This is a genomic window from Variovorax sp. 350MFTsu5.1, assembly GCF_048302515.1.
Lineage (GTDB): Bacteria > Pseudomonadota > Gammaproteobacteria > Burkholderiales > Burkholderiaceae_C > Variovorax > Variovorax guangxiensis.
Map to the genome: position 1 here is coordinate 2,084,460 of NZ_CP157620.1, position 13,695 is coordinate 2,098,154.

The 13,695-nt window shown below is 70.7% G+C and carries 14 protein-coding genes; 3 read left to right on the forward strand and 11 right to left on the reverse strand.

The window, feature by feature from the left end:
* Position 1 precedes the first annotated feature (1 nt).
* Positions 2 to 901, forward strand: a complete 900-nt coding sequence (locus tag ABL843_RS09230; protein ID WP_369659031.1) for an amidohydrolase family protein — start codon at positions 2 to 4, stop codon at positions 899 to 901.
* A 136-nt stretch (positions 902 to 1,037) separates the two neighbouring features.
* Positions 1,038 to 1,568, forward strand: coding sequence for a hypothetical protein (locus ABL843_RS09235; protein WP_418119649.1), 531 nt, complete (start codon positions 1,038 to 1,040; stop codon positions 1,566 to 1,568).
* Between the two features lie 147 nt (positions 1,569 to 1,715).
* Here the strand turns inward: ABL843_RS09235 and ABL843_RS09240 are convergent, their stop codons facing one another.
* The 7 genes from ABL843_RS09240 to ABL843_RS09270 all read right to left on the reverse strand — a co-directional run bounded on the left by ABL843_RS09240 (position 1,716) and on the right by ABL843_RS09270 (position 7,379).
* Positions 1,716 to 2,507, reverse strand: a complete 792-nt coding sequence (locus ABL843_RS09240; protein WP_418119650.1) for an SDR family NAD(P)-dependent oxidoreductase — start codon at positions 2,505 to 2,507, stop codon at positions 1,716 to 1,718.
* A complete protein-coding gene (locus ABL843_RS09245; protein WP_184635827.1) occupies positions 2,504 to 3,013 on the reverse strand; it encodes a nuclear transport factor 2 family protein in 510 nt (169 codons plus the stop codon). The genes ABL843_RS09240 and ABL843_RS09245 overlap by 4 nt, the downstream gene beginning before the upstream one ends.
* Before the next feature lie 72 nt (positions 3,014 to 3,085).
* Positions 3,086 to 3,943: an SDR family NAD(P)-dependent oxidoreductase gene (locus ABL843_RS09250; protein ID WP_418119651.1), complete on the reverse strand. Its 858-nt coding sequence runs from the start codon at positions 3,941 to 3,943 to the stop codon at positions 3,086 to 3,088.
* Positions 3,940 to 4,914, reverse strand: coding sequence for a Bug family tripartite tricarboxylate transporter substrate binding protein (locus ABL843_RS09255; protein ID WP_369659026.1), 975 nt, complete (start codon positions 4,912 to 4,914; stop codon positions 3,940 to 3,942). The genes ABL843_RS09250 and ABL843_RS09255 overlap by 4 nt, the downstream gene beginning before the upstream one ends.
* Positions 4,915 to 4,928: 14 nt before the next feature.
* Positions 4,929 to 5,501, reverse strand: coding sequence for a carboxymuconolactone decarboxylase family protein (locus ABL843_RS09260; protein WP_418119652.1), 573 nt, complete (start codon positions 5,499 to 5,501; stop codon positions 4,929 to 4,931).
* Between the two features lie 7 nt (positions 5,502 to 5,508).
* Positions 5,509 to 6,507, reverse strand: coding sequence for a Bug family tripartite tricarboxylate transporter substrate binding protein (locus tag ABL843_RS09265; RefSeq protein WP_418119653.1), 999 nt, complete (start codon positions 6,505 to 6,507; stop codon positions 5,509 to 5,511).
* Between the two features lie 8 nt (positions 6,508 to 6,515).
* Positions 6,516 to 7,379 carry an SDR family NAD(P)-dependent oxidoreductase gene (locus tag ABL843_RS09270; RefSeq protein WP_418119654.1) on the reverse strand — a complete coding sequence of 288 codons (864 nt, stop codon included), beginning with the start codon at positions 7,377 to 7,379 and terminating at the stop codon, positions 6,516 to 6,518.
* Between the two features lie 145 nt (positions 7,380 to 7,524).
* On the opposite strand from ABL843_RS09270, the gene ABL843_RS09275 reads away from it, so the two are divergent.
* Positions 7,525 to 8,547 (forward strand): substrate-binding domain-containing protein, encoded by a 1,023-nt coding sequence (locus tag ABL843_RS09275; RefSeq protein WP_418119655.1) that lies wholly within the window; start codon positions 7,525 to 7,527, stop codon positions 8,545 to 8,547.
* Here the strand turns inward: ABL843_RS09275 and ABL843_RS09280 are convergent.
* The 4 genes from ABL843_RS09280 to ABL843_RS09295 are packed head-to-tail and all read right to left on the reverse strand — an operon-like array spanning position 8,502 to position 13,691.
* On the reverse strand, positions 8,502 to 9,467 hold the full coding sequence (locus ABL843_RS09280) for an NAD(P)H-dependent flavin oxidoreductase (RefSeq protein ID WP_418119656.1): 966 nt from the start codon (positions 9,465 to 9,467) through the stop codon (positions 8,502 to 8,504). The genes ABL843_RS09275 and ABL843_RS09280 overlap by 46 nt on opposite strands.
* Positions 9,464 to 10,468, reverse strand: a complete 1,005-nt coding sequence (locus ABL843_RS09285) for an NAD(P)H-dependent flavin oxidoreductase (protein WP_418119657.1) — start codon at positions 10,466 to 10,468, stop codon at positions 9,464 to 9,466. The genes ABL843_RS09280 and ABL843_RS09285 overlap by 4 nt, the downstream gene beginning before the upstream one ends.
* Entirely contained in the window at positions 10,465 to 11,571 is a 1,107-nt protein-coding gene (locus tag ABL843_RS09290; protein ID WP_418119658.1) for a CaiB/BaiF CoA transferase family protein, read from the reverse strand. The genes ABL843_RS09285 and ABL843_RS09290 overlap by 4 nt, the downstream gene beginning before the upstream one ends.
* Complete coding sequence (locus tag ABL843_RS09295) at positions 11,568 to 13,691, reverse strand: acetate--CoA ligase family protein (protein ID WP_418119659.1); 2,124 nt, start codon at positions 13,689 to 13,691, stop codon at positions 11,568 to 11,570. The genes ABL843_RS09290 and ABL843_RS09295 overlap by 4 nt, the downstream gene beginning before the upstream one ends.
* Between the last annotated feature and the right edge of the window lie 4 nt (positions 13,692 to 13,695).

Genomic DNA, 13,695 nt, shown 5'->3' on the forward strand with positions numbered 1-13,695 from the left:
CATGACAGATGCAACCACCGAGGCCGGCGTTCCCGCGAGGACCTACCTGGAGCGACCCTCGCAACCGAGCCTGCGCCTGCCACCCGGGGCCTGCGACAGCCATGTGCACGTCTTCGGGCCGACCGCGCGCTTTCCTTATGCGCCTGGCCGCCCGGCCACGCCGCTGGAAGCGCCCAAGGAGACGCTGTTCGCGCTGCATCGCGCCCTGGGCATCGAGCGCTGCGTGATCGTGCAGTCGATCACGCACGGCACCGACAACCGCGTGGTCGAGGACGCCATCGCGGCGGGGCAGGGCCGCTATCTCGGCATCGCCCTGGTCGAGGCCGACGTGCCCGATGCCGAACTCCAGCGCCTGGCGCAAGCGGGCATGCGCGGCGTGCGCTTCAACTTCATGCGGCACATCGCGACCACCGCGGGCGTCGAGGCGGTGCTCGCGCTGACGCCGCGTCTGGCGGCGGTCGGCATGCATTTGCAGGTGCACTTCGAGAGCGAGCTGGTCCACGAACTCTCCGCGCCGCTGCAGCGCAGCCAGGTTCAGGTGGTGATCGACCACATGGGGCGCGTGGATGCCACGCGCGGGCCGGATGCTTCCGACTTCCAGGCGCTGCTGAAACTGCTGGAGAACCCGCGTTTCCACGTGAAGGTCAGCGGCATCGATCGCGTCGACGCGCATGCACCGCCGGCCGAGCGCTATGCCCATGGCGAGGCGCTGGCCCGCATCCTGGTGGAGCGCTTTCCCGAGCGCTGCGTGTGGGGCACCGACTGGCCGCATCCCAACCACACCCACATTCCCGACGACGGCGTGCTCGTGGATGCGCTGGGCCGTATCGCGCCGGATGCGAGGCATCTGGAGCAGTTGCTCGTGCACAACCCCCAGGCCCTGTACCGGTTTCCAACCTGAGCCGCGGCTTCGACGCCACACGGTTCCATCCGAGGTGCACATGTCAACAACTGGCCGGATTCCAACCGACGTCGTACTCCTGCGATGCCATGGCCCGCTCTCGGCTTCGGCTGGGTTCGGCGAGGGAGTGGCGACCTTGCCTTGCTGGAAGGAAATCGGTGGCCGCATCGTCCGGCATGTTCATTCGCAGGCGCTGCAACTCTCGTACGTCTACCTGGGATTGCCCCACCGCACGGCGCTGTCGAGGCACTGCCTGATCGAGCTCGCCACGGAGGCGGGCAAGGTCTGGCCCGGCACACGGGTGGCGGCCTCCCGCCTGACGCTGATGCACGACATCGCCGGCGCCAGCGCGGACTCGCCAGCGCGCTCTCACTACGTCGTCGAGATGAAACCCGAACCCGGCTGGGGCATCGAGCTGCAACGCTGGTACGACCAGGAGCACCTGCCCGCGCTGGCCGCGGTGCCGGGCTGCATACGCGCCCAGCGCTTCTGGAACAACGACGACGAGCAGGAGTCGCTGGCGTGCTACGACCTCGTCTCGGACCGGACCACGGCCTCCGCCGAATGGCTGGCGGTCCGCGAGACGAGCTGGAGCGCTCGCGTGCGGCCCCATTTCATGAAGCCCGTGCGAACCATGTTCGCCCTGGCCGACGCCGCTCTGCCTTAGCTGATCGTCCGGCCCGCCGGCAGGAACTGCTGCGGTCGGCACGGACGGCGACCAGTTCGCGCGCCCCCCTTGGCGCGATGCGGCGCGATACGGCGCGATGCGTCGCGCGAGGCAGCCCTGCGTCGAAGCAGCAGTCCTGCACCCTCGCTACCGCGCCGAGGCGCCGCCATCGACCGGAATGATCGCCCCGGTCATGTAGCTGGAAGCAGGCGAGGCCAGCAGCAGGGCCAGTCCCTTGATCTCGTCGGCCTGGGCCACGCGGCCGAGGGGAATGTGGGTTCGCATGCGCTCGGCGGATTCGGGAAGGCGCAGGCGCCCGCCGTTGATGTTGGTGGCGAAGGGGCCGGGCGCGATGGCGTTCACCAGCACGTTGTGCGGTGCCAGCTCCATGGCGGCCTGCCTCACCAGGTTGTTCGCCGCCGCCTTCGAGGTGACGTAGGCGTATCCCGAGAGCGACTCGGAGCGCACGCCCGCGATCGATGTGGTCACGACGATGCGTCCCTCCCGGCGCGGCTTCATGTGCCGCGCCGCGGCGCGCACGGTGTGCAGCACGCCGTCGAGGTTGATGCGCAGGACCTTGTCCCAGTGCGCGAGGTCGATGTTCTCCAGCTGGCCCGCCTCCACGACGAAGCCGCGTCCCGCGCTGATGCCCGCGTTCGCGAACACGCAGTCGATGGCGCCGTGGCGCGCAGCCATGCTGTCCACCAGCGCGTCAACGGCCGTGGCGTCGGCCACGTCCAGCGTCGCACCTTCAACGAGCGGATAGCGCGATTTCAGGCGCTGCACCTCGGTGTCCAGCGCCTGCGCATCCATGTCGGTCATGAGCGTGCGTGCGCCGGCCTCCAGCATGGTCTCGGCGTATGCCAGGCCGAGGCCGCTGGCGGCGCCGGTGACCAGCACGCTGCGCCCGGTGAGGTCGAAAAGCGAAGCGATGCTCATGCGGCCTCCGCCTTCTTCGTCATTGGCAGCAGGGTCTCCCAGTGCTCCGCCGCCTCGATCATGTAGTGGACCGTGAGCACCACCTTCTTGAAGTACCACCGGCCGTCGATGCGCACGTAGGCGTCGTCGAAGCGGCCCACCACGTAGAAGCTCTTGCCGCCGTGCACCGGGCGGCCGTCGAGGTAGGACTGGCCGGTGCCCGTGTCGCCGTCGACGCTCACCTCGTGCTGGTGGATGAACTGCCGCGCGTACTGCACGGGGAAGTTCTCGAAGAAGGTGCGGATGGCCTCGCGGCCGAAGACCTCGGGTCGGCCGTTGTAGATGATGCTGGCGTCCGGCGCGAACAGTTCGTACAGGCGCGGGCCCTGGTCCTCGTTGACCAGCGTGTGGTAGCGCGCACGAAGGGCGCGGATCGCCTCCACGCTCTCCAACTGGTCGACGCGGCGCTGAAGGGCCTGAAGTTGCTGTGCGACCTGCGCGAGCGTGTTGCCGGATTCCGTGTTCATTCGAAGTCTCCTGTAGAAAGTGCTCGGCCCTGGCAGCGCAGGGCCGTCGTGTGGAAGGAAGAAAGCGCCGTCTCACCCCGCGTCGGGGTGCTCCCTGCCGAAGTCGGAAAGGATCGCGCGCATGCGCTTCTCGACCGACGCGCCCGTGTGGGCGTGCGGGATGACATAGAAACGCCCCGCGCGCACGGCCGCCAGCGTGGCCGAGGCGACGTCCGTCGCGTCGATGGGGGATGCCGCCATGCCTTGGCGCACCCTCTCGTCATAGGCTGCGGCGGGCGCGACGGTATCGGCGAGGTTGTCGGGCCGGTTGCGCTGGGACACGTGAATGCCGGTGGGCAGCAGCGAAGGGCAGACCACGGTCACGCCGATCGGCGAGCCGGCCTGCTCCAGGTCGCGCGCGAGGCATTCCGAGAAGGCGACCACCGCGTGCTTGCTCGCGCTGTACACGGCGGAGCCCGCCAGCGTCGCGAGCCCGGCGGCCGACGCCGTGTTGATCACATGGGCCGGGCGGCCGCGTGCGCGCATGCGCGGAACGAAGCTGCGCACGCCGTTGGCGACGCCCAGCACGTTCACGCCCAGCACCCACTGCCAGTCTGCATCGGTCGCGGCCCAGGCGGGCCCGAGCACGGCGACGCCGGCATTGTTGAAGAGCCAGTCGACGCCGCCGAAGCGCTCGTCGCAGGCTTGTGCGAAAGCCTCGACGTCGGCGGCGCGGCTCACGTCGCAGCGCTGCGCCAGCGTGGGCACGCCCATCGATCGAACCAGCGCCTCGGTGGCTGCGAGCGCCTCGACCTCCACGTCGGCGAGCGCCACGGCCATGCCCTCGCTCGCGCAGGCCAGGGCCAGCGCGCGGCCGATGCCGCTGCCCGCGCCGGTGACGGCGGCCACGGCGGGTGCAGCGAGCGTGCGCGGTGTGGAGGCAGCAGTCATTCCAGCGTCACTCCCGCCGTGCGAAGGACTTCCGTCCACTTGGCGGCTTCCTTGGCCACATAGACCTGGAACTCCGCATGCGGCATGTCGATGATGAAGCCGCCCGCCGATTCGAGCGTGTTCTTCACCTCCTGCGAGCGCAGGGCTTCTGAGGTCTCCACCGACAGGCGCTTGACGATGTGCTCCGGCGTCTTCGCGGGCGCGAAGAACCCGCCCCAGGTCAGCGACTCGACGCCTGGGTAGCCGGCCTCCGCCATGGTCGGCACCTCCGGCAGCATCGGCATGCGCTGTCCGCGCGTGACTGCCAGTGCGCGCAGCTTGCCGCTGCGGATGTGCGGGGCGGCGGTCTGGAGGAAGTCGAACATCGCATCGACGTTGCCCGAGACGAGGTCGACCAGTGCCGCCGAAGTCGCCTTGTAAGGCACGTGCGTGAAGCGCGCGCCGGTGCGCGTCTGCAGCAGCTCCAGGCACAGGTGCCCGCCGGTGCCGTTGCCGCCCGAGCCGAAGTTGAGCTTGCCCGGATTCTTCTTCGCGAGCTCGACCAGTTCACTCACCGAACCGACGCCGAGCCTGGGGTTCACCACCAGCACGTTCGGGTTGCCCGAGAGTCCGTGGATGGCCACGAAGTCCTTCACCGGGTCGTAGCGGATCGTCTTGTACAGCGCGCTGTTGGTGCCCTGGGTGCCCTGCGTGCCCAGCAGCAGCGTGTAGCCGTCAGGCGGTGCGCGCGAGACGAATTCCGCGCCGATCGAGCCGCTCACGCCCACCTTGTTGTCGATCACGATGGGCTGGCCCAGTCGCGCGGCGAGCACGCGCGCGATCACGCGGGCCTGCAGGTCGACGACGCTGCCCGCCGAAAAGGGCACCACCAGCGTGATGGGCCGGCTGGGGTAGGTCTCCTGGGCGCGCAGCACCGGCGCAAGAGGAAGCAGGCCGGTGGCGAGCGCGAATTGGCGTCGGGTGAGGCTCATGTGTGTCTACCGGATCAGTTCTGCCTGAGGATCTCGGCCCACGGGGCGTGGCCCGCGAGCACGTCGCTGCCTTCCAGGTCGACCTCGAAGTTCTCGAGCACGCGGCACACCAGCATGTAGTAGCCGATGGTCATCACGACCTCCATCAGCTGCTGGTGCGGCAGCTCGGCGGCCAGCGCATCGAACATCTCGCGCGGCGCCTTGACCTGGCGCACCACGGCATCGGTGAAGTCGAGCACGCGGCATTCGAGTTCGCTGAACGGGGCCCTGTCGACGCTGCCCTGCGGATGGTCGAGCACCGCCTCGACCTGGGTGGCTGGCACGCCGGCCTGCGCGGCCACGCGGCGGTGCTGTGTCACCTCGTAGCTGGAGCCGCACAGCGCGCCCACGCGCAGGATCACCAGCTCGCGCAGCGACACCGGCAGCGAGGCGTTCCGCAGGATGCTGGAGCCCAGGGCCAGGAAGCCCTGCGCGGTGGCGCCGCCGTGAGCCACCATGCGGTAGATGTTGAGTGGAGGGCGCCCGCCCAGCAGTGCGTGGAGTTCGGCGGGCGCCTCGGCGAGGTCGAAGTAGGGGATGCGGGCCATGGTTCTTTCAGTCGAGTCGGATGGCGGCGGCGCGGATCACCTCGCGCCACCGGAGGGTTTCGCTGCGCGCGAAGTCGGCCAGCGCCTGGGGCGTGCCGCCCTGTGGCTCGATCGTCAGTTCGCGCATGCGATCGGCCACCGCCGCGGTCTGCAGCGCGCGGTTCACTTCCTGGTTGAGCCTGTCGATGACGGGCGGCGGCGTGCCGCTGGGCGCCCACAGTCCGCCCCAGGCCGCGATCTCGCAGTCCGGCAGTCCCAGTTCCTCGAAGGTCGGCACCTGCGGCAGCAGGGGCAGCCGGGCGCGCGAGGTGACGGCCAGCGGGCGGATCTTCTCGCTGCGGATGTAGGCGAGGTTGCCCGCCACGTTGTCGAAGATCGCTGGCACCTGCCCACCGAGCACGTCTGTAAGCGCCGGAGCGCTGCCCTTGTACGGGATGTGTGCGAGCTGCACCTTGGCCGCGCGGTTGAGCAGCACCAGCGAAAGATGGCCGCTGGTGGCGTTGCCGGGCGTGGCGACGGCGATGCGCTCGGGCTTGGCCCTGGCCATGGCCATGGCCAGAAAGCTCTTGAGGTCGCGCGCCTCGAAGGCCGGGTTGACGCACAGCACGTTGTAGACCTTGCCTTCGAGCGCGATGGGCGCGAAGTCCTTCACCGGGTCGTAGTCCAGCTTCGGATAGAGGCTGACGTTCATCGCGTGGGTCGCGTTGCTGCCGTAGAAGAGCGTGTAGCCGTCGGGCGCACTGCGCGCTGCTGCCGCGGCCGCGATGTTTCCGGAGGCGCCCGGACGGTTGTCGACGATCACCGGCTGGCCCAGCTGGCGGCCCAGTTGTTCGGCCAGGCGCCGCGAGGACTGGTCGGCCGAGCCGCCCGCCGGAAAGCCGACGATCAGGCGTATGGGGTGGCTGGGGTAGGCATCGTCGCGCGCCGCCATCGCGGCGCCCAGGTGCGGCGCCGCGACCGTGCAGGCGGCTGCCTGGAGGAATCGGCGTCTCTGAAGCGGCTGCATGGTCTTGCTCAGGCCGAGGCGCGCGGCGCGGCGATGCCGCCGGTCAGGCCGCCATCGACGACCAGCGCGTGGCCGTTCACGTAGGAGGCTTCGTGCGACATCAGGAACAGGGCCGCATAGGCCACTTCCCAGCCGGTTCCCTGGCGGCCGAAGGGCAGCGGCATCGCGAGGCGGTCGGACCTGCGGCGCGTCGCCGCGCGGCCGATGGGCGTGTCCATCAGGCCGGGCAGGATGCTGTTGCAGCGCACGCCCCTGGCCTGACCCGCCATCGCGATGGAGCGGGCGAGCGACACCTGCGCCGCCTTGGTCGTCTCGTAGGCCGGGTTGAAGCTGGAGTTGCGCAGCGCCGCGATCGACGACAGCAGCACGATGGAGCCGCCGGGCGCCATGTGCCGCAGCGCCTGCTGCCCGAACAGCATGCACGAGCGCACGTTGGTGGCGTGCTCTCGGTCCCAGGCCTCGGCGGTCTGGTTGTCCAGCGACAGCCCGCTGGCCACGCCCACCACCATCACGAGGCCGTCGAGGCCGCCCATCTTCTGCACCGCGCGCTCCACCGTCGATGCGGCGGCCTCGGGCTGCGAGACGTCGGCCACCTCGGCGTGGACCGTCGCGCCCGATGCGCGCACCAGCTCGCAGGTCTGCTGCAGCGAGGCGGGGTTGATGTCGACGCAGGTCAGCGTCGCGCCCTCGTGCGCGAACAGCAGCGAGATCGCCCGGCCGTTGCCCACGGGCGGATCGGGGTCGTCGATGTCGCGCTGGCCTGCGCCCACCACCAGGATGCGCCGCTGCGCGAGGCGGTGCGCGGAGGGTCGGAGGTCGCCGAGCGCTTCGGCGAAAAGCTGCTGCTCGGGCTGGATGGCTTGCGAGGGCATGAACGTCTCCTTCTTCGTCTTTCAATGCGTTCATGGTTTGATTTTGGAAACGTTTCCGAAATGGTGGAAACCCTTGCCCGCTGTCACCTAAGATTCACCCCGTCCCAGTCCCCGTCTCCTTGCTCGCAAGGGAATCTCCATCCGAATGAATGCAGGAAAACAGAAGATCGATCTGCGCGACGTGGCGCGCCTGGCGGGCGTCTCGCTGGGCAGCGCATCGCGCGCGATGAACGGCGCCGGCGCCTCGGCGGCCACGCAGGAGAAGGTCAACCAGGCGGCTGCGGCGCTGGGCTACCGGCCCAACCACGCGGCGCGCGTGCTGCGCTCGAGGCTCAGCCGCACCGTCGGGTGCCTGCTGCCCGACATCTCGAACCCGCTGTATGCGCAGGTGTTCCGCGCGCTGGAAGACGAGTTCCTGCGCCACGACTACCTGCTGCTGCTGGCCAACGGCGCCAACGACGTCGATCGTGAGACGAAGGCATTGGGAACGTTCACGCAGCGCGGCATGGACGGCGTGATCCTCGCGCCCGGCAACGAGCGCAACGCGGCGCTGGTGGAGGCGCTGCGCGTGCTGCCGATGCCGGCCGTCGTGTTCGACCGCGAGGTCAGCGGCGCCCACGACGCCGTGCTCATCGACCACGCGGGCGGCGTGCGGCGCGTGGTCGAGCACCTGCTGGGCCTGGGGCACCGCGACATCGCCCTCGTGCTCTGGCAGGGCGACACGCGGCCGGTGCGCCGCCGCGTGCAGGGCTTTCGCACCGCGTTCCAGGCCGCGGGCCTGCCGGTGCCCGACCTGCTGGTGCAGGCGCGCAGCGTCACGGCCTCGGTCAAGGCGGAAGTCACGGAGCTGCTTGCGCGACCCGACCGGCCGACCGCGCTGATCGTGCAGGGCACGCACATGCTCAACAGCGCGCTGCGCGCCGTCGCCGCGCGCGGGCTCCAGGTGCCGCGCGACATCTCGGTGGTCGCCATCGGCGACACGCCTTTCGCGGCCGAGCACGACCCCGCGGTGAGCGTGCTCGACATCGACCAGGCCGAGACCGCGCGCTGCCTTGTCGACCTGCTGCTCACGCGGATCGCCGACAACGGCCTGCCGCAGCGCAAGGCGCGCGTCGGGCTGCGCTACGTGGAGCGCGATTCGGTGACCGCGCCGCCGCGGTATTCCTGAACGAGCGCATCCACCAGTTCGGCGACCGTCGGCACGGCGCGTACGCCCGACACCGAGTGGCCCGCGCTCCAGATGTCCGTCCAGCGCTGGCTGGGCGCCGCATTGGCGCCGCCGCCGTAGCGTCTTCTCGCTTCTTCCACCGAGATGCTTTCGTCGAGCGTCGAGATGTCGATGCCCAGCCGCCGTGCCGAGGGCGCCAGGAAACTGGCGGGCAGGCCGGTGAAGCCGCGGGTGAGGAGCACGTCGTCGATCGAGCTGTCGACCAGCATGCGCCGGTACTCGTCGCTCGCCAGGCTCTCCTGCGTGGCGATGAAGCGGGTGCCCATGATGCCGAGGTCGCAGCCGAGCTCCTTCGCGGCGCGCAGGGCCACACCGTCCGACAGTCCGCCTGCCAGCACGATGGGGCCGTCGAACACGCCGCGCACCGCGCGTACGAAGGCGAAGGGATTCGCCCAGCCGGTGTGGCCGCCCGCGCCCGCGGTAAGCAGCACGAGGCCGTCCACGCCCGACTCGATGGCACGCACCGCATGGTGCAGCGAGGCCACGTCGGCGAACACGCGGCAGCCGCCTTCGTGCAGGCGCGGCACCACCGCGGCGGGCGAGCCCACGCTGGTGATGACGATCTGCGCGCGGTGCCGCGTGATCAGCTCGACCTCGGCCATCACGCGCGCGGGGTCGCGCCGCATGATGAGGTTGGGGCAGTAGGGCGCCGTGGTGCCGGGCGCGGCGGCTGCCTCTTCGTCCAGGCGCGTGAGCCAGGCGTCGAATTCCTCGAGCGTCTGGCAGTTGGCCGTCGGGAAGGCGCCGATCACGCCCGCCGCGCAGACGGCGGACACCCAGTCGATGCCCGAGACCCGCAGCATGGGTGCGGCGATGAGGGGAAGGGCCAGGCGGTCGAGGAAGGGAAGTGCTTGGGTCATTGCGGTGCGGTGGATTCGTTCAGGTGCGCCACGGCAGCGCGTGCCTGGCGGATGAGGTCTTCGACGATCGCGGCCAGCGGCTCGGTGCGCGTGGCGAAGCCGATGGCGGGCCCGAGCGAGAGCATGCCGCCGCGCCAGTCGCCGTCGCCGTAGCAGCGGTCGCGCGCCACGCGGCTGTCGAGCAGGGTGCCGAAGGCGGCGTGGTCCGCCGCGCCGGCGCGTTCGATGGCGTCGACCTGCGCGGCGGTGTCGTTGCGCAGCACGCGCCAGGTGTTGCCCAGCGTGTGCAGCAGGCGCACGGTGCTGTGCTCGTCGCAGCCCAGCAGGTGGTTCTTGTAGGCGGCGTGGGCAGACACCTCGTCGCTCACGAGGAAGCGGCTTCCCATCAGCACGCCGTCGGCGCCCAGCGCGAGCGCGGCGGCGATCTGGCTGCCATGGCCTATGCCGCCGCCAAGCACCAGCGGAACGTGGAACTGCTCGCGCGCCGTGGCCAGCGCGCCCATCAGCATGGTCGGCAGCTCGTTGGCGCCGGGGTGCCCGCCTTCCTCCATGCCGACCAGTGCGACCGCATCGGCGCCGGCCGCCTGGGCGGCGAGGGCATGCCGCACGCTCGATGCCTTGTGGATCACGATGCCGCCGGCTTCGTGGATCGCCCGGATCAGCGCATCGGGCGCGTAGCCCGCGGTCTCGAAGTGCCGCACGCCATGTTCGAGCGCGGTCTCCAGCGAAGCCCGCACACCGGCGTTGGCCTGCGGGCGTGCCGACAGCGTGAGGTTGACGCCGAAAGGGCGGCCTGCGGTGATCTCGCTGCAACGCCGCAGCTGCTCGCGCAGCGCGGCCTCGCCGTCGAAGGAGCGCGGTGTGATGAAGCCCATGCAGCCTGCGTTGGTCAGCGCGCCCACATAGCGCGCGTCCGAGAGCCACATCAGCCCGCCGCCGAGGATCGGATAGGCCAGGCCGAAGAGCCGCGTCAGCCGCGTGGGCAGCGGTGGCTGGCTCACTGCAGCAGCTGCCGTGCGTTGTCGAGGCCGGGCGCGGCGCCCAACGCCGACGGATCGACGCCCGCGAGCGGCACCGGAAAGCGCACCAGCGACAGCGCCTCGGCGCCGTTGAGCAGGCCGCGCTGCGCGAACTGAGGCAGCGCAGCGAGATCTGCGGGCGACACCACGGGCGCGACGGGCAGGTCGTTGCGGGCCATCGTCTCGAAGGCTTCGGCCGAATCGCGCGTGGCAAGCTGCTGCGCGATGCGGTCGTTGATGGCCTGTGCCTGCTTCTTGCGCGCGCCCAGCGAGCGGTAGGACTCGTGCGCGAACTCGCCCATGTCGAGCACGCCGCACAGGCGCACCCAGAAATGGTCTTCGAGCGCCGCGACGCTCAGGTGCTGCCCGTCGCGGCAGCGGAAGCTGCCGTACGCGGGCTTCAGCTGCGTGGACGCGCGCTGGCGCTCGAGGCTGTCCGCGCCGTCGGCGCGGTAGGCGCCCAGGCGTGGGTTCATCCAGTGCAGCACGCAGTCGGCCAGGGCCACGTCCAGGTGCTGGCCCCGGCCCGTGCGTTCGCGCTGCAGCAGCGCCGCCAGCGTGGACGACAGCGCATACATCGAGCCGCACAGGTCCGCCACCGGCAGGCCGAAGTTCTGCGTGGGCGGGCCGCCGGGTTCGCCCGAGACCGCGAGCGCGCCCGACGCGGCGAGGTAGTTGATGTCGTGGCCCGGCAGCTGCGCCCAGGGCCCCTGCTGGCCGTAGCCGCTGAGGGAGACGTACACCAGGCGCGGGAAGCGCTCGCAAAGGCTCGCGTAGTCCAGGCCCAGGCGCGCCATCACGCCGGGGCGGTACGACTCCACCAGCACGTCGGCCTGCGCCACGAGCTCGTGCACGCGGGCGCGCTGCGCCTCGTCCTTCAGGTCCGCGAGCAGGCTGAGCTTGCCCCGGTTGACCGCCTCGAAGCCGCCCGGCCCCATGCGCCGCGCGTTGTCGCCGCCGGGCGGGCGCTCGATCTTGATGACGCGCGCGCCCATCTCCGCGAGGTTCTGCGTGAAGAAGGGGCCGGGCAGCAGTTCGCTGAAGTCGAGAACGGTGACGCCCGCGAGCGGGCCGCCGGCGCTCACGCTGCCCCTCGCTCGACGATCACCGCGTCCAGCGGCAGGGCGCCTTCGCCCCGGGCGCCGACCCAGATCGGGTTGAGGTCCATCTCCTCGATGCGCTCGGCGTTCGCCGTCACGAACTCGGACACACCCAGCAGCAGCCGCTCCAGCGCGGGCACGTCGGCCACGGGGCGGCCGCGCGCGCCGTCGAGCACGGGGAAGCAGCGCATCTCGCGCACCATCGAAGCGGCATCCTCGGGGCTCAGCGGGAGCAGCCGGCGCGTGACGTCGCGCAGGATCTCCACGTAGACCCCGCCCAGGCCGAATGTCATCACATGCCCGAACACCGGATCGCGCGTGACGCCCGCCATCAGCTCCACGCCGCCGCCCGGCGCCATCTTCTCGATCAGCAGGCCGTCGATGGCCGCATCGGGCTTGTGATGCCGGGCCGAGGCCATGATGTCGTCCCATGCCAGCGCCAGCTGCGCGCCGTCGGCGATGCCGACGCGCACGCCGCCGATGTCCGACTTGTGCAGGATGTCGGGGCTCGCGATCTTCGCGACCACCGGATAGCCCATGCCGTCGGCGATACGGCGCGCTTCTTCACGCGTGCGCGCCACGGCCACGGGCAGCAGCGGGATGCCGGCCTTCTCCAGCAGGGCCTTGGCCTGCAGTTCCGAGAGGTTGCGCACCTCGTCCTGCGCCGCTGGCACTGCGGCCGGAAGGCGGCGCGCCGGGCGGCCCGCCGCGCTGCGGTGCCAGCGGCCCCATTCGGTCCAGCGCCGGATCGCGGCGATCGCCTTGCCGACCGAGCGCGGCGGCGCGAAGCCGGCTTCCACCAGCATGCGGTAGCCCTCGCCGAGCCGGTCGCTCATCCAGATCGGCACGATGGGGCTGCGCACGCGCTGCTGCGCGGCGATGATGGTCTGCGCCATGCGGATGGTGGTTTCGCCGTAGTCCAGCGCGATCGGCGTGACCACGCAGCCCGTGTTGGGGTCCGCCGCCACCGCGCCGAGCGTGCTCTCGACGAGGTCGGCGTCGCTGAGCACGGCGGCCGTGGTGTCGACCGGGTTGTTGATGGCCGCGTAGTCGGGCAGCTTGCTGCGAAGCAGCTCCGTGGTCTCGGGCGCGAACTCGGCCAGCGTGAGGCCGGCGGTGCCCACCGCATCGGCGGTCAGCGCGGTGGTGCCGCCCGAGGAGCAGTACACGCCGATCGCTTCGCGCTCGCCGGGCATGGCGCGCGCGAAGAGCCAGGCCGTGTCGACCAGTTCGTCGATGTCGTCGACCTCGATCACGCCGTACTGGCGGAACACCGCGCTGTTGACCTCGGCCGAGCCTGTCAATGAGGCGGTGTGCGACTGCGCGGCGCGCTGGCCGTACTCCGACTTGCCGACCTTCAGCGCGATCACCGGCTTGCCGTTGTCCGCCGCGCACTGGAGCGCGGCCAGGAAGCGCGGGCCGTCCTTGATGCCTTCGAGCAAGGTCACGATCACCTTGATGTCCGGCGCGGTCGCCATGTAGTGGATGAAGTCGGCCACCTGCAGGTCCACCTCGTTGCCGGTGGAGGCCCACAGGCCGATGCCGATGCCGCGCTCCATGGCCTGCATCACGTTGCGCCCCAGGCCGCCGCCCTGCGTGGCCAGGCCGATCGGGCCCTTGACCAGGTCATGCGGGAACGATGGCGAGAAGGTCATGCCCAGGCGGGCGTTGACGTTGGTCAGGCCCGGGCAGTTGGGGCCGTAGATGCGCATGCCTGCCTGATCGGCGATCTCCTTGAGCCGGGCCTGGGCGCGTTGGCCCTCGGCACCGGCCTCGCCGAAGCCCGAGGTGAGGATGATCGCGAAGGGCACGCGCCGGGCCGCGCATTCCTCCATCACCGCGATGACGCCCGAAGCGGGCACGGCGATCACGGCGACGTCGGGTGTCTGCGGCAGCGAGGCGATGCTGGGCCAGCAGCGATGGCCGCGCAGTTCGCTCTTGGTGGGGTTGACCAGGTAGAGCTCGCCGTCGATCTGCGAATGGTCGAGCAGGTTGCTCAGGGTGCGCCCGCCGATGCTCTGCGGACGCTCGGAGGCGCCGACGAGGGCGATGGCGCGCGGATTGATGAGGCGAGACAGGTCTGTGCTGAAGGCCGGATGGGTCATGCTG

Coding starts and splice junctions, on each gene's coding strand:
- ABL843_RS09230 (WP_369659031.1), top strand. CDS start 2: ATGACAGATGCAACCACCGAGGCCGGCGTTCCCGCGAGGACCTACCTG.
- ABL843_RS09240 (WP_418119650.1), bottom strand. CDS start 2,507: ATGAGCATCGCTTCGCTTTTCGACCTCACCGGGCGCAGCGTGCTGGTC.
- ABL843_RS09245 (WP_184635827.1), bottom strand. CDS start 3,013: ATGAACACGGAATCCGGCAACACGCTCGCGCAGGTCGCACAGCAACTT.
- ABL843_RS09250 (WP_418119651.1), bottom strand. CDS start 3,943: ATGACTGCTGCCTCCACACCGCGCACGCTCGCTGCACCCGCCGTGGCC.
- ABL843_RS09255 (WP_369659026.1), bottom strand. CDS start 4,914: ATGAGCCTCACCCGACGCCAATTCGCGCTCGCCACCGGCCTGCTTCCT.
- ABL843_RS09260 (WP_418119652.1), bottom strand. CDS start 5,501: ATGGCCCGCATCCCCTACTTCGACCTCGCCGAGGCGCCCGCCGAACTC.
- ABL843_RS09265 (WP_418119653.1), bottom strand. CDS start 6,507: ATGCAGCCGCTTCAGAGACGCCGATTCCTCCAGGCAGCCGCCTGCACG.
- ABL843_RS09270 (WP_418119654.1), bottom strand. CDS start 7,379: ATGCCCTCGCAAGCCATCCAGCCCGAGCAGCAGCTTTTCGCCGAAGCG.
- ABL843_RS09275 (WP_418119655.1), top strand. CDS start 7,525: ATGAATGCAGGAAAACAGAAGATCGATCTGCGCGACGTGGCGCGCCTG.
- ABL843_RS09280 (WP_418119656.1), bottom strand. CDS start 9,467: ATGACCCAAGCACTTCCCTTCCTCGACCGCCTGGCCCTTCCCCTCATC.
- ABL843_RS09295 (WP_418119659.1), bottom strand. CDS start 13,691: ATGACCCATCCGGCCTTCAGCACAGACCTGTCTCGCCTCATCAATCCG.